This window comes from Streptomyces scabiei 87.22, assembly GCF_000091305.1.
Classification (GTDB): Bacteria; Actinomycetota; Actinomycetes; order Streptomycetales; family Streptomycetaceae; genus Streptomyces; species Streptomyces scabiei.
In genome coordinates, this window is record NC_013929.1 from 7705915 (window position 1) to 7730972 (window position 25058).

The window sequence follows — 25058 nt, forward strand, 5'->3', positions numbered from 1 at the left end:
CAATACACCTAGACCTCCCCCACCTCCGCCGCGTACGGCGGCTCCGCGCCCGCCCGGGAGCAGGTGATCGCCGCCGCACGCGCGGCGAAGCGGAGCAGGCGGGTCCAGTCGTCGGCGCCGAGGGCCGCGAGGGCGGTGGCGGAGAGGGCCTCCCGGGCCGACAGGCCGTGCAGGAGGGCCGCGTTGACGGTGTCACCGGCGCCGATGGTGTCGACGACGTCGACGCTCTCGCCCGGTACGGAGTGCTCCGCGCCGGCGCGGGTGTGGACGGTCAGGCCGTCGCCGCCCCGGGTGACGACGACCGCGGCGGGCCCGCGGTCCAGCCACGCGCGCGGGGTGCCGCCCAGCCAGCGGGCGTCCTCCTCGGAGAGCTTGAGCAGCGACACCGAGGGCAGCCAGCTCATGAACCGGGCCCGGTAGGCGTCCGCGTCGGGGATCAGCCCCGCCCGGATGTTGGGGTCCAGGGCGGTGAACACCCCCTGGGCGGCGGTGGCGTGCAGCAGCTTCTCGTAGGCGCTCGCGCCGGGCTCCAGCACGAGGGAGCAGGTCCCGAAGGAGACGGCACGGGTACCGAGGGGCAACCGCTCGGGCGTCTCGAACAGACGGTCGGCGCTGCCCTCGACGTAGAAGGAGTACCGGGCGGAGCCGTCCTCGCCGATCGAGGCCAGGGCGAGGGTGGTGGGTTCGGGCCCGCGCTGCACGGACGTCACGTCCACGTCCGCCTCGCGCAGCCCGGCCAGCAGGGCCTCCCCGTAGACGTCCTGGGAGACCCGGGAGCAGAAGGCGGTGGGGGAGCCGAGGCGGCCGAGCGCCACGGCCGTGTTGTAGGGGCCGCCGCCGCGCGCCGGCCGCAGATCCACGAGCGTGCCCGCACCCCGCGGGACCAGGTCGATCAGGGCTTCACCGGCGACGACGATCACGAGGCGGATCCTTTCTCGGGGGCTGTCGGCCGGAAAGTATCGCAAAGGCGCGCGCACCACGACGGACGGCGGTCGCCGGCCGGGCCCCGGTGCGCGGGGCCGTCACTCCCAGTCCCAGCCGATCCCCACGACCCCCGTCCGCACCCGTGGCTCGACGAGATGCACCGAGCGGTGCGGGGCGCTCAGCGGCAGGATCTGCCGCCCGCCGCGGGGGGCCGCGGCGGAGGGCTGGCTGAAACGGTGGCAGCGCAGGGGCAGCGCCCGTTCGTCGAAGCGGACCTGGAGGGCGTACTGGCCGCCGGTGGAACGGAAGCCGCGGACGTACTCGGTGCACTCACCGGCCGTGCCGTCGTCGAAGCCGTAGCGGAAGAGGTACGTGTCACCGCCGCGCAGCCGGGTGTCGAAGAGGAGCTCGGCGACGAGGACACCGGTCTCCCGGTCCCAGCGCACCCTGCCGCTGCGGCAGTTCTCCAGGGCACGGACGGTGATCCGCTCCGGCGAGCAGCCCGGGTCGCCGTGGTGGACGGCCACATAGCGGTCCACGCCGTCCTTGTGGGCGCGCACGATGTGCTGGGACTCGCGGCCGAGCAGCTCCCGGCGCGCGCCGACCCGCACCCGCTCGTGGTGGCCGACGGTGTGCACACCGCCGTCGAGCGGCATCCGCAGCTCGTCGAAGAGGCGCTCCAGGACACCGGAGGCCTCCACGACCGAGCGATACGAACGGCCGGCGGGGCGCTCCGGGCCGGGCTGCTCGTCGGCCCCGACGAGCAGCCGGATCAGGGACTCGTCCGGGAGCTGGAGGATCTCCTCCAGGGCCCGCACGGCCCGCAGCGACTCGGGACGCTGCGGACGCCGGGCGCCCTGCTGCCAGTAACTGAGGCTGGTGACGCCGACCTTGACCCCGTGGCGCGAGAGATGGTGCTGCACGCGCTGCAGCGGCAGACCGCGGGCGGCGATCGCGGCGCGCAGCGCGACATGGAAGGGGCCGCCCCGCAGGACCGACTCCAGCTGCGCCGTGGAGACGTCCCGGACCGCCGCGATGTCCGCGTGCTCTGTGGCGTGCCGCATGCAGAGACCTTTCTGTAGAGGAGGGCGCGACGGGTGGCCGGACCGCGGGGCCGAGGGGGCGCCCGGCGGGTCCCCGGGGCTGGGGCGTAGTCGGCGGCCTCCGTCCGTCCGTACATCCACGGGAGAGGGCCTCTTGCCCCGAGTTCCCCCGCATTGAAGCGTGTTGACCAGGTCCCGACAACACCTGACGCGTGACATGGCCGGACACCATCGGCAAGATCCTCAACGCGTCCCGGGCCCGTGGTCGGGCCGCAGCAGGTCCCGCAGCGCCTGCCCCGAGAGCTTCGACTTGTGCAGGAACCCCCGGGCCGGACTGGCGGTGACGAGTTCCTCGATGTCGTCCAGCGGGTGCGTGGAGGTGAGCACGACGACGGTCGGGGCGGTGCCCGCGAGCCTCGGCGCGAGCTCCAGACCGCACTCGCCGTCGAGGAAGACGTCCAGCAGGACGAGGTCCGGAACCAGCTCCGCGGCCCGTGCCAGCGCCTCCGTGCCCGAGCGGGCCACACCGACGACGCGGATCCCGTCGCGCTCCAGCAGCGTACGGGCAGCCTCCAGGAACCGGGTGCTGTCGTCGACGATGAGACAGCGCGTGGACATGCGCACAGCCTCCCAAGGCGGTCATGGGCGCACATTGCGGCTAGCGGGAAAGACTCGCCGCCGGGAGACCCCGTCCGCCGGAATGTGCCCATGTCCCGTGCCGGAACGACGGGTTCACTCTCACCCTGGGAGTCGGCGGCGACACGAGGAGTAGCATGTCGCTGCCCTGGGGCCGAACAGGCCCGTGGAGTGGGAGTGTGCGATGAACAGGCAGCGCCGGGACCTCGGAGGACGTCCCGCACGCCGTGCCCTGACGGCAGGTGCGGCGGCCGCCGCGCTGCTCCTGGCCGGATGCAGCGGCGAGGACGGCGGCGGACGGACGGACGAGAAGGGCAGGGCGGCGGGCGACACCACCTGCGACGGGCGGATCGAGGGCACCGCCCACATCACGATGTGGTTCCACGCGGGGCAGAGCGGTGAACAGAGCACGCTCAAGAGCCAGGTCAGGGAGTTCAACAGGTCCCAGCGGCAGGTACGGGTCGAACTGGTCACCCTGCCCGAGCAGCGCCCGTACAACGAGCTCGTCCTGTCCGCGGCGGCCAGCGGCGACCTGCCCGACCTGCTCGACTTCGACGGCCCCAACCTCTACAGCTACGCCTGGTCCGGCACCCTCAAGCCGATCGACTCCTGCGTACCCGCCAGGACCCGCGAGGACCTGCTGCCCTCCATCCGCGAACAGGGCACGTACGACGACCGGTTGTGGGGCGTCGGCACGTTCGACTCCGGACTGGGGCTGTACGTGCGGCCGTCGGTGCTCCGGAAGGCGGGCGTGCGCATCCCGAAGGGCGTCGACGACGCCTGGAGCGCCGACGAGCTGACGCGCATCCTGCGCAAGCTGCGCGCCCAGGGCTACCGGGCGCCGCTCGACCTGAACTTCACCGACTCCCGCCGCGCGGACGAGTGGAACACCTACGCCTTCGCGCCTGCGGTGTGGTCGGCGGGCGGTGACCTCATCGACCCCGGTGGGCGTACGGCCGACGGGTTCCTCAACGGCCCTCAGGCCGTCGGGGCGCTCACCACCCTGCAGAAATGGGTGGAGGAGGGCTATGTCGACCGGGACGAGAAGAAGGACAGGAGCGCGTTCGTGAAGGGCCGCAGCCCCATCTCCTGGATGGGGCACTGGAAGTACGGCGAGTTCAACGAGGCGTACCCCGGCGACGTGGCGATCGTGCCGCTGCCCGACTTCGGCACGGGCAGTATGACCGGCATGGGGTCCTGGCAGTGGGGCATCCCGTCGGGGGGCGCCGACGGCGACGCGGTGTGGCGCTTCCTGGAGTACCTGCTGCGGCCCGCACAGGTGGCGAGGATGAGCGAGGCCAACGGCGCGATCCCGGGGACGGAAGGGGGCGTGAAGCTGTCCCCGCTGTACGACGAGGACGGCGCGGAGCGGCTGTTCATCGAACAGCTCCGCAGCGGCGCCGCCCGGCCGAGGCCGCAGACACCGGCGTACCCGGCGGTCACCGTCGCGTTCTCGCACGCGGTCGCCGACATCGTCTTCTCCGGCGCCCCCGTCGAACGGACCCTGGACAAGGCGGTCGAGACCATCGACCAGGATCTCGCCGCCCACGACGGCTATCCGAAGAGCGGACCGTGACGCGAGCCGCCGCGGCCCGGCGCCCGCCCCGCCCGACGGCCCGGCCCGGCACGCCGAGGCCGGCCCGCCGGGCCCCGTGGGTGTTCCTACTCTGCACGGCCCTGCTGCTCGCGGGCTGCGAGGCGGACGGAGGCGGCGGCCAGGGCATCCGGCGGAGCTCCGACGCGACCTGCGACGGACGGATCGACGCCCCCGCGCAGATCACCATGTGGTACCACCGGCCGTCGGCACGCGGCGAGCTGAAGGCGCTGCGCGCCCAGGTCAGGGCCTTCAACGCCGCCCAGGACGATGTCACCGTCCGCCTCGTGCGCCACCCGAAGGGCGACCACGACGAACTGGTCCGCGAGGCGGCCGCCGACGGTGAACTGCCGGACCTGCTCGACTTCGACGCCCCGAAACTGTTCAGCCACGCCTGGGCGGGCGACCTCCGGCCCATCGACTCCTGCGTCCCCGACGCCCTGCGCGCGGACCTGCTGCCCTCCGTCGTCGAACAGGGCACCTACCGGGGCAGGCTGTGGGGCCTGGGCACCTTCGACTCCGGACTCGGCCTGTACGTACGGCCGTCGGAGCTGGAGAAGGCGGGCGTGCGCATCCCGCGGGGCATCGGCGACGCCTGGACCGCCGACGAGTTCACCGGCGTCCTGAAGAAGCTGCGCGCCCACGGCCACGAGCGGCCGCTGGACCTCCAGCTGCAGTGGGCCGACACCGAGTGGGGGACGTACGGCTTCGCACCGGTGCTGTGGTCGGCGGGCGGCGACCTGATCGACCGCTCCACCTACCGCACGGCCGACGGCGTGCTCAACGGGCCGCGGTCGGCCGAGGCGCTGACCACGCTGCAGAGCTGGGTGAAGGCGGGCTACGTGGACGAGAACAAGGACTTCGCGGCCTTCCAGAAAGGCAGGACCCCGGTGTCCTGGGCCGGTCACTGGTCGTACGGGCGCTACACCGAGGCCCACCCGGGCGACGTGGCGATCGTGCCGCTGCCCGACTTCGGCACGGGCAGCGCCACGGGCATGGGCTCCTGGCAGTGGGGCATCCCCGCGGGCCCGGCGGACGGCGACGCCGTGTGGCGGTTCCTGGAGTTCCTGCTGCGCCCCGAGGAGATCCTGCGGATGACCGGGGCCAACGGCGCGATCCCCGCCACCACCACCGCGATCGAGCGGACCGACGCCTTCGCCGAGGGCGGCCGCGCACACCTCTACATAGAACAGCTGCGCGCCGGGACCGCGCGTCCCCGGCCGCAGACCCCCGCCTACCCGGCGATCACCGAGGCCTTCTCCCACGCCTTCGCGAAGATCATGCGGGGAGGGGCCGTACGGCCCGCGCTGGACGAGGCGGTGCGGGCCGTCGACCAGGACCTGGCGGACCACGGCCACTACCCCCCGACCGGACCGTGAGGCCCGGCCGTGCTCCGCCCGACGTCCGCCGGACGAACCCCCGCCCCACGCTCCGCCGTGCAGCGCCGGCCTGCCGAGAACGCGAGCACGAACGCGGGCACGAACGCGAGCACGAACACGAATACGAGCGCGCATGCGAACGCGGGCGCGGCCACCGTCCCGTTCCTGGCGCGACTGCGCGTCGGACCCAAGCTGATGCTGCTCGTGCTGCTGCCGGTCACCGTCCTGCTGTCGTTCACGGCGTTCACCGCCATGACCCAGTGGCAGGAGGCGCGGACCCTGCGCGACTTCGACACCGCGATCGAGGTGTCGTTCGCGACCAGCGAGGTCGTCGGCGCCGTGGCCCGGGAGCGGATCGCCGCGGTCGAGGCACGGCTGAGCCCCGGACCGGACACCCTGCGCGGCCGGGCGGCGGCCCAGCGCGTCACCGACGACGCGCTGCGGCACGCCTTCGGCCAGGCCGTCGACCGGGAGGTGGGATCCGACGTCGCCGGGGTCCTCGACTCCGTACGCCGTCAACTGCACGCGCTGCGGGTCCAGACGGGCACCGGCTCGCTGGACGCCCAGACCCTGACCCGGCGGTACGAGGTCATCCAGAACAAGACGCTCGACACGGTGGCCGGCCTCGAAGCCGGACGCCCCACACGTGCCGCGGGCCGCGCCGCCGACGCCCACATGGCCATGCTGCGGGCCGTGGCCGCCACCGAGAGCGAACGCGCGGAACTCGCCATCCTCTTCCACACTCCCGGCGAGCGGCGCACCACCGCCGGCGCGGGCCGCTGGACCGAACTGGAGAAGTCCCAGCTCAGAAGGTTCCAGCTGACCGCCTCCGACGGACTCAAGGCCGAACTGCACGCCGCGATCTTCGAGGCCCCCGGCCGCGAGGTCCGCGCGGTCCGCGACCTGCTCGCCGACACCGACCCCCGGCCCGCCGACTGGCCCTCGTACGACGGCTGGCTCGCCCACTCCGAGCGCTACGTCGACGCCCTGCGCGGCATCCAGGACCGGGCCGCCCGCGAACTCGACGACACCGCCCACCGCGATCTGCACGCCATACGGGTCCGCGCCCTCACCGAACTCGGCATCTCCCTCGCCGTCCTGGCCTTCGTCACCCTCCTCGCGCTGGCCCTGCGCCGCTCGATCACCCGCCCTCTCGGCCAGGTCTCCGAGGGAGCCCGCGCCCTGTCGGAGGGTGACCTCTCGTACGACATCCGCTACACGGGACGCGACGAACTCGGGGACGTGGCGGACACGTTCCGCGAGCTGCGGGTGACCGGGGAACGGCTGGCCGACGAGATCCGGGCCATGAACACCGCGATCGACGCGGGCCGCCTCGGACACCGGGCGGACGTCGACTCCTTCGACGGGACCTGGGCCCAGCTGCTCGGCGGCATGAACGGGACCATGGCCTCCTTCGCGGCCGCCCACGGCCGGCGCAGACGGGCCGAACAGGAACTGGAGGGCATCTTCAACCTCTCCATGGACCTGCTCTGCATCAGCGGCGTCGACGGCTACTTCAAACGCGTCAATCCGGCGTTCGAACGCACACTGGGCTATCCGATCGAGACACTGACCTCCCGGCCCCTGCTCGACTTCGTCCACGAGGAGGACCGGGACAAGACCCGCGAGGCCGTGGCGCTGCTCGCGAGCGGCACCGAGGTCGCCGAGTTCGAGAACCGGTACCTCCGCGCCGACGGCACCGAATGCTGGCTGCAGTGGAGCGCCCGGCCGGTCCCCGAGGAGGGCCTCATCTACGCGGCCGCCCGCGACGTCACCGAGAGCCGCCGGGCCGCGCTCGAACAGAGCGCGCTGCGCCGGGTCGCCACCTCGGTCGCGCGCGGGGAGCCGCCGGCCGACGTGTTCCGCAGGGTCGCCGAGGAGGTGGCGTCCCTGCTCGGCACCGCGGCGGCCGTCCTGCGCTACGAGCCCGACGGCGACGTCAAGGTCCTCGGGATCGCGCACGCGCGCGGGGACGCGGCCGCCGAGGTCGTCCGCACCACCCGCCGCGACGCGGCCCGCAGGACCATCGCCGCGGTGGCCCGCACCCGGCGCTCCGCCCGGTCGGGCACCTGTGTGGGCGCCCCCATCGTCGTCGAGGGCTGTCTGTGGGGCGTCGTCGTGGCCGCCTCGCTCCTCGACCCGCTGCCCGGCGGCACCGAGTCCCGGCTCGCCGACTTCACCGAACTGATCGCCACCGCGATCGCCAACGCCGACAGCCGTGCCCAGCTGGCCGCGTCCCGCGCGCGCGTGGTCGCCGCCGGGGACGCCTCACGCCGGCGCATCGAACGCGATCTGCACGACGGCGTCCAGCAGCGCCTGGTCTCCCTGCAGCTGGAGCTGCGGATGACGCAGACCCTCGCGCAGGACCCCTCCTCGGAACTCGCCCGGCAGCTGGACCAGCTGGCCAAGGGCCTCGACGACACCTTCCAGGACCTGCTGCAGGTGGCCCGGGGCATCCACCCGTCCATCCTCTCCCGGGGCGGCCTCGGGCCCGCCCTGCGCGCCCTGGCCCGCCGCTGCGCCGTGCCCGTGGAACTCGATCTCGCGTTCGGTAAGACGCGTTTCCCGGAACAGGTCGAGGTGGCCGCCTACTACGTCATCTCCGAGAGCCTCACCAACGCCGTCAAGCACGCGCGCGCGAGCGTGGTGACCGTGGCCGGCCAGGAGCGCTCGGGCGTGCTGGAACTGGTCATCCGTGACGACGGCACCGGGGGAGCGGAACCCGACAAGGGCTCGGGGCTCATCGGGCTCATCGACCGGGTGGAGGCGATCGGCGGCAGGTTGACGATCGCCAGCCCGCCCGGCGGCGGTACGACGCTGAGCGTGCGGCTGCCGCCGACCCCGCCCGAGGAGGTCGCGGCGGCCGTCCTGCCGCGTTCATGACCGCCCGAAGCGTACGCGGTGAGGCCCGTTCAAAGGGGGGAGTTCGGGACTCGGTACGGGCGTACGTTCCGGGCGGCCGAATCGGACGGCGGAGACGGCCGTCCGGTCCCTGGGCAGGCGGATGACTCGCCGTCTCCCGTCGGAGGCGTCGGTCCACCCGCGGCCGCACATCCGTGAGCATGACGGACACACGTTCCGGTGTCTTCACGGCCCTCCCCCAACTAGGCTTCCTGCTAGCCGTAAGACCCCGGTTCGGGCAGGCTGTCGCAACGAACGGACAGGTCGGGCAAGGGGGAGGCCGGGGCCATGGAGGCCGATCAGCATCCGGTACGCGGACGGGTGGTGCTCGCGGACGACGACGTGCTCCTGCGGGAGGGGCTGGCGAGCCTGTGCGAGCGCGTCGGCTATGAGGTGGTGGGACAGGCGGGTGACGGCGACGGGCTCCTGGACCTCGTCGAGAGGGAGCTGCCGGACATCGCGATCGTCGACATCCGCATGCCGCCGACGCAGTCCACGGAGGGACTGAAGGCCGCCGGCACCATCCGGGAGCGGTATCCCGCGGTCGGGATCCTGGTGCTGTCGGCGTTCGTCGAGGTCGAGGACGCGCTGGAGCTGCTGGCCGGCGGACGCAGCATCGGGTATCTGCTCAAGAGCCGGATCACGGTCGTGGACGAGTTCCTGGAGAGCCTCGACCGTATCCGCCGGGGCGGCTCGGTCGTCGACCCGTCGCTGGTGCAGGAACTCGTGGCGGCGCAGCGCCGTGACGACCCGCTGTCGATGCTCAGCAACCGTGAGCGGGAGGTGCTCGGTCTGATGGCCGAGGGCCGGTCCAACTCCGGCATCGGCCGTCGGCTGTGGGTGACCGAGGGCACCGTCGAGAAGCATGTGCGGAGCATCCTGGGGAAACTGCGGCTGCCCGAGGAGCCGGACGACCACCGCAGGGTGCTGGCGGTGCTGACGTTCCTGGAGACACGCTAGAGCCCTCCGGGCGGGCGCGTGCGGCTCCCGGCCGGAGGGCATCTGGCCCGTCCACCGGGCCCCGGGCTGTCACTCCCCGCCAGTAGGGTGTGGAGCATGGCCGATCCCTCCAGCTACCGCCCCAGTCCGGGGCAGATCCCGGACTCTCCCGGGGTGTACAAGTTCCGTGACGAGCACCGCCGGGTGATCTACGTCGGGAAGGCGAAGAGCCTGCGTCAGCGCCTGGCCAACTACTTCCAGGACCTGACCGGCCTCCACCCGCGCACCCGCACGATGGTCACCACGGCCGCCTCCGTGGAGTGGACCGTGGTGTCCACGGAGGTCGAGGCGCTGCAGCTGGAGTACTCCTGGATCAAGGAGTTCGACCCCCGGTTCAACGTCAAGTACCGCGACGACAAGAGCTACCCGTACCTCGCGGTCACGATGAACGAGCAGTACCCGCGCGTGCAGGTGATGCGCGGCCACAAGAAGAAGGGCGTGCGGTACTTCGGGCCGTACGCGCACGCCTGGGCGATCCGCGACACGGTCGACCTGCTGCTGCGCGTCTTCCCCGTCCGCACCTGCTCGGCCGGGGTGTTCAAGAACGCGGCCCGCACCGGCCGGCCCTGTCTGCTCGGCTACATCGGCAAGTGCTCGGCCCCCTGCGTCGAGCGGATCTCCGCCGAGGACCACCGCGAACTGGCCGACGAGTTCAGCGACTTCATGGCGGGGCGCACCGGCACCTACATCCGCCGTCTGGAGAAGCGGATGACGGACGCGGCCGAGGAGATGGAGTACGAGCGGGCCGCCCGGCTGCGCGACGACATCGAGGCCCTGAAGAAGGCCATGGAGAAGAACGCGGTCGTGCTCGCCGACGCCACCGACGCCGACCTGATCGCCCTCGCCGAGGACGAGCTGGAGGCGGCCGTCCAGATCTTCCACGTCCGCGGCGGACGGGTGCGCGGCCAGCGCGGCTGGGTCACCGACAAGGTCGAGGCCGTCACCACCGGTGACCTCGTCGAACACGCCCTCCAGCAGCTGTACGGCGAGGAGACCGGCGACGCCGTGCCCAAGGAGGTCCTCGTCCCGGCGCTGCCCGACCCCGTCGGACCCGTGCAGGAGTGGCTCACCGAGCGGCGCGGCGCCCAGGTCTCCCTGCGCGTCCCGCAGCGCGGCGACAAGAAGGCGCTCATGGAGACCGTCGAGCGCAACGCGCAGCAGTCGCTCGTCCTGCACAAGACCAGGCGGGCCTCCGACCTCACGACCCGCTCCCGCGCGCTGGAGGAGATCGCCGAGGCCCTCGACCTGGACAGCGCCCCGCTGCGGATCGAGTGCTACGACATCTCCCACCTCCAGGGCGACGACGTGGTGGCCTCCATGGTCGTCTTCGAGGACGGGCTGGCCCGCAAGAGCGAGTACCGCCGCTTCCAGATCAAGGGCCGGGTCGGGGACACCCAGGTCTGGCACGGCGAGGGCCAGGACGACGTCCGCTCCATGCACGAGGTCATCGCCCGCCGCTTCCGGCGCTACCTCGCGGAGAAGGAGAAGACCGGCGAGTGGGTCGAGGAGGACGCGGCGGGGGCCGAGGGCCCGGCGGGCGGCCTCAAGGACGACGACGGCCGCCCCAGGCGGTTCGCCTACCCGCCCCAGCTCGTCGTCGTCGACGGCGGGCAGCCGCAGGTCGCCGCCGCCCGGCGGGCCCTCGACGAACTGGGCATCGACGACATCGCCGTCTGCGGCCTCGCCAAGCGCCTGGAGGAGGTCTGGGTGCCGGGCGACGACGACCCGGTGGTCCTGCCCCGCAGCAGCGAGGGCCTCTACCTCCTGCAGCGGGTCCGCGACGAGGCCCACCGCTTCGCGATCACCTACCAGCGCACCAAACGCGCCAAGCGTTTCCGGGCGAGCCCCTTGGACGACGTGCCCGGCCTCGGGGAGGCTCGCAAGCAGGCCCTGCTGAAGCACTTCGGCTCGCTGAAGAAGCTCCGCTCCGCGACGATCGACCAGATCTGCGAGGTCCCCGGCATAGGCCGCAAGACGGCCGAGACGATCGCCGTGGCCCTCGCCGAGGCGGCTCCGGCGGCACCCGCCGTGAACACGGCCACGGGAGAGATCATGGAGGAAGAGGAGCCCGGTACGACCGCGGACCCCTCTGGGGAGCCCGTGGCCGCGGGCACCCCGGACCGGCGGCGAGGGCAGGAGACATGACCGAGCACGAGCAGCGACCGGATCCCCCGGAGCAGCCAGAACTGCCGGAGCGCGCGGAGCGTCCGGAAGAACAGCAGCACGAGCACACGGCGGAGCACGGGGCGGCCCACAGCGCGGTGGGCGACGCTGCCCCGAGGCACCCAGCGGCACAGGAAGACGGAGCACACGTGAGTACGGGCAACGAAACAGCCGGGGTCCCCGAGGCGGCCATCCCCGAGCTGGTCATCATCTCCGGCATGTCCGGCGCCGGACGGTCCACGGCCGCCAAGTGTCTGGAGGACCTCGGCTGGTTCGTCGTCGACAACCTGCCGCCCGCGCTGATCCCCACCATGGTGGAGCTCGGCGCCCGCTCCCAGGGGAACGTGGCCCGGATCGCGGTCGTCGTCGACGTCCGCGGCCGCCGCTTCTTCGACAACCTCCGCGACTCCCTCGCCGACCTCGCGACCAAGAACGTCACCCGGCGCATCGTCTTCCTGGAGTCCTCCGACGACGCCCTGGTGCGCCGCTTCGAGTCGGTCCGCCGCCCGCACCCCCTCCAGGGCGACGGCCGCATCACCGACGGCATCGCCGCCGAGCGGGAACTGCTGCGCGAACTGCGCGGCGACGCGGACCTGGTCATCGACACCTCCAGCCTCAACGTGCACGAGCTGCGCGCCAAGATGGACGCCCAGTTCGCCGGCGAGGAGGAGCCGGAGCTGCGGGCCACCGTCATGTCCTTCGGCTTCAAGTACGGCCTGCCCGTCGACGCCGACCTGGTCGTGGACATGCGCTTCCTGCCGAACCCGCACTGGGTCCCGGAGCTGCGCCCGTTCACCGGACTCAACGAGGAGGTCTCCGCGTACGTCTTCAACCAGCCCGGCGCCAAGGAGTTCCTCGACCGCTACACCGAGCTGCTGCAGATGATCGCCGCCGGCTACCGCCGCGAGGGCAAGCGGTACGTGACCATCGCGGTCGGCTGCACCGGCGGCAAGCACCGATCGGTCGCCACCTCCGAGAAGCTCGCCGCCCGCCTCGCCTCCCAGGGCGTCGAGACCGTGGTCGTGCACCGGGACATGGGGCGGGAGTGACCGGACCCACCTCGTCGCGGCTGAGCCGGCTGAGCAGACTGCGCCGGGTCGTCCCGGAGGGCCGCACCGAGAGGCCCGCCGAGATCCGCGGGGCCCGGCCCCGCCGCCGGGGCGCCCAGCCCAAGGTCGTCGCGCTCGGCGGCGGCATGGGCCTGTCCGCCTCGCTCGCCGCGCTGCGCCGGATCACCGGCGACCTCACCGCCGTCGTCACCGTGGCCGACGACGGCGGCTCCAGCGGACGCCTCCGGGACGAGCTGGGCGTCCTGCCGCCCGGCGATCTGCGCAAGGCGCTGGCCGCGCTGTGCGGCGACGACGACTGGGGCCAGACCTGGGCCCGCGTCATCCAGCACCGCTTCCAGTCCCAGGGCGAACTGCACGAGCACGCGGTCGGCAATCTGCTGATCGTCGCCCTGTGGGAGCAACTCGGCGACCACGTCCAGGCCCTCGACCTGGTCGGCAGGCTGCTGGGCGCCCAGGGCCGGGTGCTGCCCATGTCGGCCGTACCGCTGGAGCTCCAGGCCCTGGTCAAGGGGCACGACCCGGCCCGCCCGGAAGAGGTACGGACCGTACGGGGGCAGGCGAACGTCGCGCTCACCCCCGGCGAGGTGCAGTCCGTGCACGTCGTGCCCGGCGACCCGCCCGCCGTGCCCGAGGCCGTGGCGGCGGTCCGGGACGCCGACTGGGTGGTCCTCGGCCCCGGCTCCTGGTTCTCCTCCGTGATCCCGCACCTGCTCGTGCCCGAGCTGCTCGACGCGCTCACCGAGACCAAGGCCCGGCTCGTGCTGTCGCTGAACCTCGCACCGCAGCCGGGAGAAACCGATGGCTTCTCCCCGCAGCGTCATTTGGAGGTTTTGGCACGACACGCCCCTAAACTCGCCCTGGACGTGGTGCTGGCCGACGAGGCCGCCGTGCCCGACCGCGACTCCCTGACCGAGGCCGCCGAACGGTTCGGGGCCGTGGTCGAGCTGGCGCCGGTGGCCCGGACCGACGGCTCTCCGCGGCACGACCCGGAGCTGTTGGCCGCCGCGTACGACCGTATTTTTCGGATGCATGGAAGGATCGGCCCATGGCGATGACGGCAGCGGTGAAGGACGAGATCTCCCGGCTACCCGTCACCCGGACCTGCTGCAGAAAGGCGGAGGTCTCGGCGATCCTGCGGTTCGCCGGCGGGCTGCACCTGGTGAGCGGCCGCATCGTGATCGAGGCGGAGCTGGACACCGCGATGGCGGCCCGCAGACTCAAGCGGGACATCCTGGAGATCTTCGGCCACAGCTCCGAACTGATCGTGATGGCCCCCGGCGGCCTGCGCAGAGGCTCGCGCTACGTCGTACGCGTGGTGGCGGGCGGCGACCAGCTGGCCCGCCAGACCGGTCTGGTCGACGGCCGGGGCCGCCCCATCCGGGGCCTTCCCCCGCAGGTCGTCTCCGGGGCCACCTGTGACGCCGAGGCGGCGTGGCGCGGGGCCTTCCTCGCCCACGGCTCGCTCACCGAGCCCGGCCGCTCGTCCTCCCTGGAGGTCACCTGCCCGGGGCCGGAGGCCGCCCTCGCGCTGGTCGGCGCTGCCCGCCGGCTGTCGATCGGGGCGAAGGCGCGCGAGGTGCGGGGCGTGGACCGGGTCGTCGTCCGGGACGGGGACGCCATCGGCGCGCTCCTGACCCGTCTCGGCGCCCACGAGTCGGTGCTGGCGTGGGAGGAGCGGCGGATGCGCCGCGAGGTCCGGGCCACGGCGAACCGGCTCGCCAACTTCGACGACGCCAACCTGCGCCGCTCGGCCCGTGCCGCCGTCGCCGCCGGCGCCCGCGTCGGACGGGCGCTGGAGATCCTCGCCGACGACGTCCCCGAGCACCTCGCGGCCGCCGGGCGGCTGCGGATGGAGCACAAGCAGGCGTCCCTGGAGGAGCTGGGCGCGCTCGCCGACCCGCCGCTCACCAAGGACGCCGTCGCGGGCCGGATCCGCCGCCTGCTGGCCATGGCCGACAAGCGCGCCTCGGACCTCGGGATCCCGGGGACCGAGTCCAGCATCACCGAGGAGATGGCCGAAAACCTGGTGGGGTGACAGACCGCCAGGAGATCCCAACTCGCCGGTGCCGACGCCTACTTGGGCCTGTCGGCACCGGCTTTCTGCTTTCCGCGTGAATTATGTGATTGGCCTGTGTCGCCTCCTTGACTTGGCCCAGATCTGACATGAGCCTGGCGTCTGTTCGCTACTGGGGCGAATCACGCAAGGGGGGCTCATGAGACGAAGAGCGAGATCGATCCTCGCTGCCGGCGCGCTCCTGCTGGGCGGTGGCGCGGGTCTCGCGCCGCTGGCCCAGGCTGCCGAGAACGACAGCTCCGACACCGACGAGGTCAAGGTCTTCCGGGCCGAGGTGACGAAGAAGCAGATACCGCTGCTGCTCGCCGCCGGGCAGGACGGCCACGAACTGAGCGAGCAGGCGCCGGAGAAGGGCACCGCGTCGGTCGAGGTCTACCTCACCGACAAGCAGGCGGACGCCCTGGAGGAGCAGGGCGTCAAGCTGAGGGAGCACCAGCTCACGCGGAAGGCGGAGGCGCGTGTGGACGCCGCCGCCGACGGGGTCTACCGCCCCTACGGCGGAGCCGGGAACATCAAGGAGGAGATCCTCCGCACCGGTCAGGAGAACCCCTCCCTGACCAAGGTGGTCTCCATCGGCAAGTCCCTCCAGGGGCAGGACATCCTCGCGGTCAAGCTGACCAAGGACGCGAAGAAGACCAAGGACGGCGCCAAGCCGTCCGTGCTGTACATGTCCAACCAGCACGCGCGCGAGTGGATCACTCCGGAGATGACCCGGCGCCTGCTGCACCACTACCTGGACAACTACAAGACGGACAAGCGGATCAAGAAGATCGTCGACTCCACCGAGCTGTGGTTCGTGATCTCCGCCAACCCCGACGGCTACGACTTCACCCACCGCGACGCCGCCAACCGCCAGTGGCGCAAGAACCTGCGGGACGTCAACGGAGACAACGCCATCACCGTCGGTGACGGTGTCGACCTCAACCGCAACTTCGCCTACAAGTGGGGCTACGACAACGAGGGCTCCTCCCCGTTCCCCACCAGTGAGACCTACCGCGGCGCCGTCCCCGGCTCGGAGCCCGAGACCAAGGCCCTGGACGCCTTCGAGAAGCGCATCGGCTTCGAGTACGGCATCAACTACCACTCGGCCGCCGAACTCATCCTCTACGGGGTCGGCTGGCAGGTGGCCACCCCCAGCCCGGACGACGTGCTCTACAAGTCGCTGGCCGGCACCCCGGAGAAGCCCGCGGTCCCCGGATACCACCCCCAGCTCTCCTCCGAGCTGTACACCACCAACGGCGAGGCGGACGGCCACGCGGCCAACGTCAACGGCACGGCGATGTTCACCCCCGAGATGTCGACCTGCCAGACGGCGTCGAACATCGACCCGAACGACGCCTGGAAGCCCGAGGACTGCGCCTCCGTCTTCACGTTCCCGGACGACGAGAAGCTGATCCAGCAGGAGTTCGCGAAGAACATCCCGTTCGCGCTCTCCGTCGCCGAGTCCGCCGTCACGCCCGACCGTCCGAAGTCCTCGGTCGGCATCGACGCCCCCGACTTCACCCCTGCCACGTTCGCCACGTCGTACTCGCGCGGCAAGAAGCAGGAGGTCTCCGTCGTCGCGCGCAGGTCGGTGACCGACAAGGAGCTGAACTACCGGATCAACGGCCGCGGCCGCACCTACGAGGAGAGGCTCAAGCCCTGGAAGGGCGGCGAGACCTACGGCGGCGAGGACAACCTCTGGTTCGACGAGTACCGGGCCCGGGTGCGTGAGGGCGAGCCCGGCGACAAGGTCGAGGTCTGGTTCACCGGTGAGACGAAGAAGGGCAAGCCCACCAGGAGCGAGCGCTTCACCTACACCGTGGCCGAACGCCCCAAGGGCGACATCCTCGTCGTCGCCGAGGAGGGCGCGACCGCGACCCAGACGCAGGCCTACGTCGACGCGCTGAAGGCCAACAACAAGAGGGCGCTCGTCTGGGACGTGGCGACCCAGGGCGCCCCCGACGCGCTCGGCGTACTGGAGCACTTCAAGACCGTCGTGCACTACACGGGCGCCGTCCGTCCGGGCGTCGCCACCCAGCTCGCGCTGCGCGCCTACCTCAACGAGGGCGGCAAGCTGATCGAGGCGGGCGAGAGCGCCGGCGGCTCCGTCGACCTCGGCGGGGGCACCCTGTCGAACGACTTCAGCCAGTACTACCTGGGCGCCTACACCCGCACCTCCCTGCCGAACGCCACCGCCTTCGCGGGCCTCGGCAAGCTGGGCGGCTTCAGCGGCAAGCTCGGCGACGCGCCCGGGAACCCGCTGAACACCGCCGGTTCCTTCGGGGGCACCTCGGACGCCCTGCCCGTGGAGACCTTCCCGCAGTTCAAGAGCGCCGGCGCGGGCCAGTACCCCGGAACCGTCAACCCGTACGGTCCGTACGAGGGCGCGTCGATGACGGCCGCCACGCACACCGACTACGCGTGGAACCGCCTGACCCGCACCATCGACCTCACCTCGGTGGCCGCGGCCGACAAGCCCACCCTGCGCACCCAGCTCCTGTGGAACACCGAGGAGGGCTACGACCACGCTCTCCTCGAGGCGCACACGGTGGGGGCGGACGACTGGACGACGCTGCCGGAGGCCGGCGGCGCCACCTCCAGCGCCGTGCCCGTCGAGTGCGAGGCCGGGTACTTCATCCAGGGCCACCCGGCCCTGAAGCGGTACCTGACCCTGGGCTCCGGGGGCTGCACGCCCACCGGCACCAGCGGCGCCTGGAACAGCTTCACCGGGGCCTCGGACGGCTGGCAGAAGGTCGAGTTCGACCTCTCCGCCTACGCCGGCAAGAAGGTCGAGGTCTCGCTCAGCTACGTCACCGACCCCGGTTCCGGCGGTCGCGGCGTCCTCGCCGACAACGCCACCGTCGTCATCGGCGGCACGGCCGGCACGGTCGAGGGCTTCGAGACGTCGCTCGGCGCCTGGAGCACGCCCGGCCCGCCCGCGGGCAGCCCCGCCGTGGTGAAGGACTGGGGCCTGTCGGGTGAACTGTTCAAGACCTTCGGCGCGGTCACCACGGACGACACCGTGCTGCTGGGCTTCGGTCTGGAGCAGGTCCCCGCGGCGGCCGACCGCAAGGCACTGCTCGGCAAGGCGCTGGCGGCCCTGAAGAACTGACCGCCGACTGCGCCGAACGGGTGGCGAAAGCCCTCGTGAGCGGCCCTCCGGACGTCTGGAATCAGATGATCGGGGGGCCGCTCAAAAGGTAATCACCTTGTAAAACCAGGGCGGTCCGTACCCCTACCGGCGAGTACGGACCGCACCGGCATGTATAGGGCATCTCGATGTCACCCGACGGGCGCCGGGGAGGTAGGGTCGTAGGCGGTCGGGGACATCCCATACAGCTCGCCGGCACTGAGCCGGCGTACCAACGAGGAGATCGGTTCGTGACGATCCGCGTAGGCATCAACGGCTTTGGCCGCATCGGTCGTAACTACTTCCGCGCGCTGCTGGAGCAGGGTGCTGACATCGAGATCGTGGCTGTCAACGACCTGGGTGACACCGCGACCACCGCACACCTCCTGAAGTACGACACCATCCTGGGCCGTCTCAAGGCCGAGGTGTCGCACACCGCCGACACGATCACCGTGGACGGCCACACCATCAAGGTCCTCTCCGAGCGCAACCCCGCCGACATCCCGTGGGGCGAGCTGGGCGTCGACATCGTCATCGAGTCCACCGGCATCTTCACGAAGAAGGCCGACGCCGCGAAGCACCTCGCCGGTGGCGCCAAGAAGGTCCTCATCTCGGCTCCGGCCAAGGACGAGGACATCACCATCGTGATGGGCGTCAACCAGGACAAGTACGACGCGGCCAACCACCACGTCATCTCCAACGCCTCCTGCACCACCAACTGTGTGGCGCCGATGGCCAAGGTCCTCGACGAGAACTTCGGCATCGTCAAGGGTCTGATGACGACGGTCCACGCGTACACCAACGACCAGCGCATCCTGGACTTCCCGCACTCGGACCTGCGCCGCGCCCGCGCCGCCGCCGAGAACATCATCCCGACCACCACGGGTGCCGCGAAGGCCACCGCGCTGGTCCTCCCGCAGCTCAAGGGCAAGCTGGACGGCATCGCGATGCGCGTCCCGGTCCCGACCGGCTCGGCCACCGACCTGGTCGTCACGCTGCAGCGCGAGGTCACCAAGGACGAGGTCAACGCCGCGTTCAAGAAGGCCTCCGAGGACGGCGCCCTCAAGGGCTTCCTGGCCTACACCGAGGACGAGATCGTCTCCTCGGACATCGTCAGCGACCCGGCCTCCTGCACCTTCGACTCCTCCCTGACCATGGTCCAGGAGGGCAACACGGTGAAGATCCTCGGCTGGTACGACAACGAGTGGGGCTACTCCAACCGCCTCGTCGACCTCACGGTCTTCGTCGGCGAGCAGCTCTGACCGACAGAGCAGGCACCTCGATGTGAAGTCAGGGCTCGGGCGGCGCAGGGACGCGCCGCCCGGGCCCTGACTCACGCAGGAAAAGGCCCTCCTACGATCACGAGCACCACCAGTCCTCCCCGGGAGCCCTCCTTCATGAAGACGATCGACGAACTCCTCGCCGAGTCAGTCGCCGGCAAGCGGGTCTTCGTCCGCGCCGACCTCAACGTGCCGCTCGACGGCACCACCATCACCGACGACGGCCGCATCCGCGCCGTGCTGCCCACGGTCAAGGCGCTTGCCGAGGCGGGCGCGCGTGTCGTCGTCGCCTCCCACCTGGGCCGCCCCAAGGGCGCCCCGGACCCCGCCTTCTCCCTCGCCCCGGCCGCCGCCCGCCTCGGTGAACTCCTCGGCACCGACGTGGCGTTCGCGACGGACACGGTCGGCGACTCCGCCACGGCCGCGGTCGCGGCCCTGGGTGACGGCCAGGTCGCCGTCGTCGAGAACCTGCGCTTCAACGCCGGTGAGACGAGCAAGGACGACGCCGAGCGCGGCGCCTTCGCCGACCAGCTGGCCGCCCTCGCCGACGTGTACGTGGGCGACGGCTTCGGCGCCGTGCACCGCAAGCACGCCTCGGTCTTCGACCTCCCGGCCCGGCTGCCGCACTACGCCGGGTACCTGATCGCCACCGAGGTCGGCGTCCTGGGGAAGCTCACCGACGACGTCCGGCGCCCGTACGTGGTCGCGCTCGGCGGCGCCAAGGTCTCCGACAAGCTCGCGGTCATCGACCAGCTGCTCGGCAAGGCCGACCGCATTCTCATCGGCGGCGGCATGGCGTTCACCTTCCTCAAGGCCAAGGGGTACGAGGTCGGCAGCTCCCTCCTCCAGGAGGACCAGCTGGGCGCGGTCACCGAGTACCTGGAGCGCGCGGAGCGCACCGGCGTCGAGATCGTCCTGCCCGTGGACGCCGTCGTCGCGCCCGCCTTCCCCGACCTGAAGACCAAGGCTCCGGCCGGCGCCACCGCCGTCGCCGCGGACGCCATGCCGGCCGGGCAGATGGGCCTGGACATCGGTCCGGAGTCCGCCACGCTGTACGCCTCGAAGATCGCCGACGCCGCCACCGTCTTCTGGAACGGCCCCATGGGCGTCTTCGAACACCCCGATTTCGCCGAGGGCACCAAGGCGGTCGCCCAGGCCCTCCTCGATTCCAAGGCCTTCACGGTCGTCGGCGGCGGCGACTCCGCCGCGGCCGTGCGCATCCTGGGCTTCGACGAGAACGCATTCGGCCACATCTCGACCGGTGGCGGCGCCTCCCTCGAATACCTCGAGGGCAAGACGCTCCCCGGCCTCGCCGCACTGGAGGACTGACCCTCAATGAGCACGCGTACGCCCCTGATGGCGGGCAACTGGAAGATGAACCTCAACCACCTCGAGGCCATCGCGCACGTCCAGAAGCTCGCCTTCGCCCTCGCCGACAAGGACTACGAGGCGTGTGAGGTCGCGGTCCTGCCGCCCTTCACCGACCTGCGCTCGGTCCAGACCCTGGTCGACGGCGACAAGCTCAAGATCAAGTACGGCGCCCAGGACCTCTCGGCCCACGACTCCGGCGCCTACACCGGCGAGATCTCCGGGCCGATGCTGGCCAAGCTCAAGTGCACGTTCGTGGCGATCGGCCACTCGGAGCGCCGTCAGTACCACGACGAGACCGACGAGATCGTCAACGCCAAGGTCAAGTCCGCCTACAAGCACGGCCTGACCCCGATCCTGTGCGTCGGCGAGGAGCTGGAGGTCCGCGAGGCGGGCAACCACGTCTCCCACACGCTCGCCCAGGTCGAGGGCGGCCTGAAGGACGTCTCCGCCGAGCACGCCGAGACCGTCGTGGTCGCCTACGAGCCCGTCTGGGCCATCGGCACCGGCAAGGTCTGCGGCGCCGAGGACGCCCAGGAGGTGTGCGCGGCCATCCGCGCCAAGCTCGCCGAGCTGTACGGTCAGGAGCTGGCCGACAAGGTCCGCATCCAGTACGGCGGCTCGGTCAAGGCCGGCAACGTCGCCGAGATCATGGCCCAGGCCGACATCGACGGCGCCCTCGTCGGCGAGCTGTACGGTCAGGAGCTGGCCGACAAGGTCCGCATCCAGTACGGCGGCTCGGTCAAGGCCGGCAACGTCGCCGAGATCATGGCCCAGGCCGACATCGACGGCGCCCTCGTCGGCGGTGCCTCGCTGGACGCCGACGAGTTCGTCAAGATCGTGCGCTTCCGCGACCAGTGAGTAGGCCCTGACGGCGTAACGTCGTACTCTTGCGGGGACCGGCCACGCGGCCGGTCCCCGCAGTCCATCAGAATCCGAGGAAGTTGGTCCAGCCGTGGTTATGGGGTTCTCGATCGCCCTGATCGTCTTCAGCCTGCTGATGATGCTGCTGGTGCTGATGCACAAGGGCAAGGGCGGCGGCCTCTCCGACATGTTCGGTGGCGGTATGCAGTCCTCCGTCGGCGGCTCCTCGGTCGCCGAGCGCAACCTCGACCGGATCACCGTCGTGGTCGGTCTGCTGTGGTTCGCGTGCATCGTCGTCCTCGGCATCCTGATGAAGGTCAACAACTGACCGTCAGGCCGAGCCGGTGAGACAACGCGTCACGGACGCACCAATCCGCACGTAAAGCCCCATGACGGGTACGCGACTTCGAACGCGGCCTATCATGGGGCTTGCGTCTGTGTGCGGGATGTAACTCCCATCACTGGACGCGCGTTGGGCCTTACGTAGACTGTGGCGCTCGCAGCGAAGCGAAACGCCGACTCGCTTCGTCGCACCATCACGCAGGGAGTTACGACCGTGGCAAGTGGCAACGCGATCCGAGGAAGCCGGGTCGGGGCGGGGCCGATGGGCGAAGCCGAGCGCGGCGAGTCCGCACCCCGGCTGCGCATCTCCTTCTGGTGCTCCAACGGACACGAGACCCAGCCGAGCTTCGCCAGCGACGCACAGGTCCCCGACACCTGGGACTGCCCGCGTTGCGGCTTCCCGGCCGGACAGGACCGGGACAACCCCCCGGCCCCACCCCGCACCGAGCCCTACAAGACGCACCTCGCCTATGTGCGGGAGCGCCGCAGCGACGCGGACGGCGAGGCGATCCTCGCCGAGGCGCTCGCCAAACTGCGGGGCGAGATCTAGAAGTCGACACCGGCCGGGCACCCTGGGTGCCCGGCCGGAGCTGTTCCGGGGCGGTCTCCCGTCGCGGGCCGCCCGGGCGTGTCGCCTCGGCCTTCCCGTTCCGTCCCGCGCCGCGCTGACACGGGCGCCCGGGACGGACGTATCTGTTGTTGCCCCGGACGACCGCGGGACGACGGCTCGTGTTCCGCTGTGATCAATTAGGTTGGGACCGGCAGCGGGGCAAGGTACGCAGGACCAGGTAGGAAAGAAGGCTGAAGTCCGAGATGAACGCAGAAAGCCGTACCAGGCTCGACCAGACGCCCGCATGGACCGCGCTGGCCGAGCACCGGGAGCAGCAGGGTGAGGTCCAGCTGCGCGAGCTGTTCGCGGCGGACCCCGGGCGCGGCGCCGGGTACACGCTGGAGGTCGGTGATCTGCACGTCGACTACTCCAAGCATCTGGTCACCGACGAGACGCTGCGGCTGCTGCGCGAGCTGGCCGCCGCGACCGACGTGTTCGGGCTGCGGGACGCCATGTTCCGCGGCGAGAAGATCAACACCACCGAGGACCGCGCCGTCCTGCACACCGCGCTGCGCGCCCCGCGCGACGCGGTGATCGAGGTCGACGGCGAGAACGTGGTGCCAGCCGTGCACGCCGTCCTCGACCGGATGAGTGGCTTCGCCGAGCGCATCCGGTCCGGGGAGTGGACCGGCCACACCGGGCGGCGCATCAAGAACATCGTCAACATCGGCATCGGCGGCTCCGACCTGGGCCCGGCGATGGCGTACGAGGTGCTGCGCTCCTACACCGACCGCGACCTGACGGTCCGCTTCGTGTCCAACGTGGACGGCGCCGACCTGCACGAGGCGGTGCGCGACCTGGACGCGGCGGAGACGCTCTTCGTCATCGCCTCCAAGACGTTCACCACGATCGAGACGATCACCAACGCGACCTCCGCGCGCGAGTGGCTGCTCGGCGAACTGAAGGCCGGCTCCGACGCCGTCGCCAAGCACTTCGTCGCCCTGTCGACGAACGCGGGGAAGGTGTCGGACTTCGGAATCGACACGGACAACATGTTCGAGTTCTGGGACTGGGTCGGCGGACGCTACTCCTACGACTCGGCGATCGGGCTGTCCCTGATGATCGCGATCGGCCCGGACCGCTTCCGGGAGATGCTCGACGGGTTCCATCTCGTCGACGAGCACTTCCGGACGGCACCCGCCGAGTCCAACGTGCCGCTGCTCCTCGGCCTGCTGGGCATCTGGTACGGCAACTTCCACGACGCCCAGTCCCACGCGGTGCTGCCGTACAGCCACTACCTGTCCAAGTTCACGGCCTACCTGCAGCAGCTGGACATGGAGTCCAACGGCAAGTACGTGGGCCGCGACGGCGAGCCGGTGACGTGGCAGACCGGGCCGGTGGTGTGGGGCACGCCGGGGACGAACGGGCAACACGCCTACTACCAGCTGATCCACCAGGGCACGAAGCTGATCCCGGCGGACTTCATCGGCTTCGCCGAGCCGGTCGCCGAACTGAGCGACCCGCTGAAGGCGCAGCACGACCTGCTCATGGCCAACTTCTTCGCCCAGACCCAGGCGCTGGCCTTCGGCAAGACGCCGGACGAGGTCCGCGCGGAGGGCGTGCCGGACGAGCTGGTGCCGCACAAGACGTTCCGCGGCAACCACCCGACGACCACGATCCTGGCGAAGGAGCTGACCCCGTCGGTCCTCGGCCAGCTGATCGCGCTGTACGAGCACAAGGTGTTCGTCCAGGGTGCCGTCTGGAACATCGACTCCTTCGACCAGTGGGGCGTCGAGCTGGGCAAGGTCCTCGCCAAGCGCGTGGAGCCGGCGCTGACGGAAGGGGCGCAGGTGCCGGGCCTGGACACGTCCACACAGGCGCTGGTCGCCACCTACCGGGCGCTGCGCGGACGGTAGCCGTACCCGGGGCGGGGAAGCGGGCGGCCGCGCGACGTCCACTTCCCCGCCCCCTCCAGTGGCGGGCCGGCCCCGCCGGGTCTCAGTGCCCCAGCCCGGCGCCCCCGTCGACCGGGATCACCGCGCCGCGCACGTATCCGGCGCCGGCCAGGAAGGCCACCGCGTCGGCCACCTCCTCGGGGGTGCCCGGGCGTCCCGCGGGCGTGGTGCGCAGCAGTGCGCCGCGCTGGTCCGGGGTGAGGGCGCGGCTCATGTCGGTCTCGGTGAGGCCGGGGGCGACGACGTTGCAGGTGATGTCGCGGGGCCCGAGTTCCTGGGTGAGGGCGCGGGCGAAGCCGGCCAGCCCCGCCTTCGCCGCCGCGTAGTTGGTCTGGCCGGGGGCGCCGCGCAGGGCGGCCGTCGAGGAGACCAGGACGATACGGCCGTGGCCCGTGCGCAGCATGCCCCGCACCGCGCGCCGGGCCACCCGGAAGGCCCCGGTGAGGTTGGTGTCGACGACCGAGGTGAAGTCCTCCTCGGTCATCCGGACCAGCAGACGGTCCCGGGCGGCGCCCGCGCTCGCCACCAGGACGGTGACCGGGCCGTGCGCGGTCTCGGCCTCCTTGAACGCCTGGTCGACCTGGGCGCCGTCCGTCACGTCGCACCGTACGGCGAGAAGGTTCTCCGAGGCCGGGGGCTCTTCGCGGCGGTACGTCACCGCGACCCGGTCCCCGGCCGCCGCGAACCGGCGGGCCACGGCGAGTCCGATGCCCCTGTTGCCACCGGTGACGAGGACCGAGCGGGGCGTGGGCTGTGTCATGGAGTGTTCCCTCTTCGTGCGTGCGTGCGGGTCTGCGTGCGTAT

The 25058-nt window shown here is 71.5% G+C and carries 19 protein-coding genes; 15 read left to right on the top strand and 4 right to left on the bottom strand.

Translation table 11 applies throughout. The annotated features are described in order from the left end of the window. Positions 1-8: 8 nt before the first annotated feature. The 3 genes from SCAB_RS33265 to SCAB_RS33275 form a co-directional block, all read right to left on the bottom strand. Positions 9-920, bottom strand: coding sequence for a carbohydrate kinase family protein (locus SCAB_RS33265; protein WP_013004503.1), 912 nt, complete (start codon positions 918-920; stop codon positions 9-11). Between the two features lie 102 nt (positions 921-1022). Continuing rightward, positions 1023-1988, bottom strand: a complete 966-nt coding sequence (locus SCAB_RS33270) for a hypothetical protein (RefSeq protein WP_013004504.1) — start codon at positions 1986-1988, stop codon at positions 1023-1025. Positions 1989-2210: 222 nt separating this feature from the next. Next, positions 2211-2585: a response regulator gene (locus SCAB_RS33275; RefSeq protein ID WP_013004505.1), complete on the bottom strand. Its 375-nt coding sequence runs from the start codon at positions 2583-2585 to the stop codon at positions 2211-2213. A 202-nt stretch (positions 2586-2787) separates the two neighbouring features. On the opposite strand from SCAB_RS33275, the gene SCAB_RS33280 reads away from it, so the two are divergent. The 15 genes from SCAB_RS33280 to pgi all read left to right on the top strand — a co-directional run bounded on the left by SCAB_RS33280 (position 2788) and on the right by pgi (position 24215). Further along, positions 2788-4179 carry an ABC transporter substrate-binding protein gene (locus SCAB_RS33280; RefSeq protein WP_013004506.1) on the top strand — a complete coding sequence of 464 codons (1392 nt, stop codon included), beginning with the start codon at positions 2788-2790 and terminating at the stop codon, positions 4177-4179. Further along, positions 4176-5576, top strand: a complete 1401-nt coding sequence (locus SCAB_RS33285; RefSeq protein ID WP_106437333.1) for an ABC transporter substrate-binding protein — start codon at positions 4176-4178, stop codon at positions 5574-5576. Before SCAB_RS33280 ends, SCAB_RS33285 begins: the two co-directional genes overlap by 4 nt. 195 nt (positions 5577-5771) lie before the next feature. After that, a complete protein-coding gene (locus SCAB_RS33290; protein WP_106437461.1) occupies positions 5772-8459 on the top strand; it encodes a PAS domain S-box protein in 2688 nt (895 codons plus the stop codon). Between the two features lie 306 nt (positions 8460-8765). Continuing rightward, entirely contained in the window at positions 8766-9437 is a 672-nt protein-coding gene (locus SCAB_RS33295) for a response regulator transcription factor (RefSeq protein WP_013004509.1), read from the top strand. 96 nt (positions 9438-9533) lie between these two features. Beyond that, positions 9534-11621 (top strand): excinuclease ABC subunit UvrC, encoded by a 2088-nt coding sequence (gene uvrC / locus SCAB_RS33300; RefSeq protein WP_037728113.1) that lies wholly within the window; start codon positions 9534-9536, stop codon positions 11619-11621. Further along, positions 11618-12688, top strand: coding sequence for an RNase adapter RapZ (gene rapZ / locus SCAB_RS33305; protein WP_013004511.1), 1071 nt, complete (start codon positions 11618-11620; stop codon positions 12686-12688). Before uvrC ends, rapZ begins: the two co-directional genes overlap by 4 nt. Then, positions 12685-13764: a gluconeogenesis factor YvcK family protein gene (locus SCAB_RS33310; protein WP_013004512.1), complete on the top strand. Its 1080-nt coding sequence runs from the start codon at positions 12685-12687 to the stop codon at positions 13762-13764. Before rapZ ends, SCAB_RS33310 begins: the two co-directional genes overlap by 4 nt. Next, entirely contained in the window at positions 13755-14744 is a 990-nt protein-coding gene (whiA, locus tag SCAB_RS33315) for a DNA-binding protein WhiA (RefSeq protein WP_013004513.1), read from the top strand. The genes SCAB_RS33310 and whiA overlap by 10 nt, the downstream gene beginning before the upstream one ends. A gap of 178 nt (positions 14745-14922) precedes the next feature. Further along, entirely contained in the window at positions 14923-17877 is a 2955-nt protein-coding gene (locus SCAB_RS33320; protein WP_013004514.1) for a M14 family metallopeptidase, read from the top strand. A gap of 269 nt (positions 17878-18146) precedes the next feature. Then, positions 18147-19157, top strand: coding sequence for a type I glyceraldehyde-3-phosphate dehydrogenase (gap, locus tag SCAB_RS33325; RefSeq protein WP_013004515.1), 1011 nt, complete (start codon positions 18147-18149; stop codon positions 19155-19157). A gap of 135 nt (positions 19158-19292) precedes the next feature. Then, positions 19293-20504: a phosphoglycerate kinase gene (locus tag SCAB_RS33330; RefSeq protein WP_013004516.1), complete on the top strand. Its 1212-nt coding sequence runs from the start codon at positions 19293-19295 to the stop codon at positions 20502-20504. Between the two features lie 6 nt (positions 20505-20510). Continuing rightward, positions 20511-21404 (top strand): triose-phosphate isomerase, encoded by an 894-nt coding sequence (gene tpiA, locus SCAB_RS33335; RefSeq protein WP_013004517.1) that lies wholly within the window; start codon positions 20511-20513, stop codon positions 21402-21404. Between the two features lie 100 nt (positions 21405-21504). Further along, complete coding sequence (gene secG / locus SCAB_RS33340; RefSeq protein WP_029181151.1) at positions 21505-21735, top strand: preprotein translocase subunit SecG; 231 nt, start codon at positions 21505-21507, stop codon at positions 21733-21735. A gap of 228 nt (positions 21736-21963) precedes the next feature. Continuing rightward, positions 21964-22299 carry an RNA polymerase-binding protein RbpA gene (locus tag SCAB_RS33345; protein WP_010352468.1) on the top strand — a complete coding sequence of 112 codons (336 nt, stop codon included), beginning with the start codon at positions 21964-21966 and terminating at the stop codon, positions 22297-22299. A 263-nt stretch (positions 22300-22562) separates the two neighbouring features. After that, complete coding sequence (pgi, locus tag SCAB_RS33350; protein ID WP_013004519.1) at positions 22563-24215, top strand: glucose-6-phosphate isomerase; 1653 nt, start codon at positions 22563-22565, stop codon at positions 24213-24215. A gap of 82 nt (positions 24216-24297) precedes the next feature. Here the strand turns inward: pgi and fabG are convergent, their stop codons facing one another. Then, on the bottom strand, positions 24298-25014 hold the full coding sequence (gene fabG, locus SCAB_RS33355; RefSeq protein WP_013004520.1) for a 3-oxoacyl-ACP reductase FabG: 717 nt from the start codon (positions 25012-25014) through the stop codon (positions 24298-24300). Positions 25015-25058 lie beyond the last annotated feature (44 nt).

Bases quoted from the DNA above. Each gene is read 5' to 3' on its own strand.
- SCAB_RS33320 (WP_013004514.1), top strand. From the start codon at position 14,923: ATGAGACGAAGAGCGAGATCGATCCTCGCTGCCGGCGCGCTCCTGCTG.
- pgi (WP_013004519.1), top strand. From the start codon at position 22,563: ATGAACGCAGAAAGCCGTACCAGGCTCGACCAGACGCCCGCATGGACC.
- SCAB_RS33330 (WP_013004516.1), top strand. From the start codon at position 19,293: ATGAAGACGATCGACGAACTCCTCGCCGAGTCAGTCGCCGGCAAGCGG.
- SCAB_RS33280 (WP_013004506.1), top strand. From the start codon at position 2,788: ATGAACAGGCAGCGCCGGGACCTCGGAGGACGTCCCGCACGCCGTGCC.
- uvrC (WP_037728113.1), top strand. From the start codon at position 9,534: ATGGCCGATCCCTCCAGCTACCGCCCCAGTCCGGGGCAGATCCCGGAC.
- whiA (WP_013004513.1), top strand. From the start codon at position 13,755: ATGGCGATGACGGCAGCGGTGAAGGACGAGATCTCCCGGCTACCCGTC.
- SCAB_RS33270 (WP_013004504.1), bottom strand. From the start codon at position 1,988: ATGCGGCACGCCACAGAGCACGCGGACATCGCGGCGGTCCGGGACGTC.
- fabG (WP_013004520.1), bottom strand. From the start codon at position 25,014: ATGACACAGCCCACGCCCCGCTCGGTCCTCGTCACCGGTGGCAACAGG.
- SCAB_RS33290 (WP_106437461.1), top strand. From the start codon at position 5,772: ATGCTGCTCGTGCTGCTGCCGGTCACCGTCCTGCTGTCGTTCACGGCG.
- rapZ (WP_013004511.1), top strand. From the start codon at position 11,618: ATGACCGAGCACGAGCAGCGACCGGATCCCCCGGAGCAGCCAGAACTG.
- SCAB_RS33275 (WP_013004505.1), bottom strand. From the start codon at position 2,585: ATGTCCACGCGCTGTCTCATCGTCGACGACAGCACCCGGTTCCTGGAG.
- SCAB_RS33295 (WP_013004509.1), top strand. From the start codon at position 8,766: ATGGAGGCCGATCAGCATCCGGTACGCGGACGGGTGGTGCTCGCGGAC.
- secG (WP_029181151.1), top strand. From the start codon at position 21,505: ATGGGGTTCTCGATCGCCCTGATCGTCTTCAGCCTGCTGATGATGCTG.
- tpiA (WP_013004517.1), top strand. From the start codon at position 20,511: ATGAGCACGCGTACGCCCCTGATGGCGGGCAACTGGAAGATGAACCTC.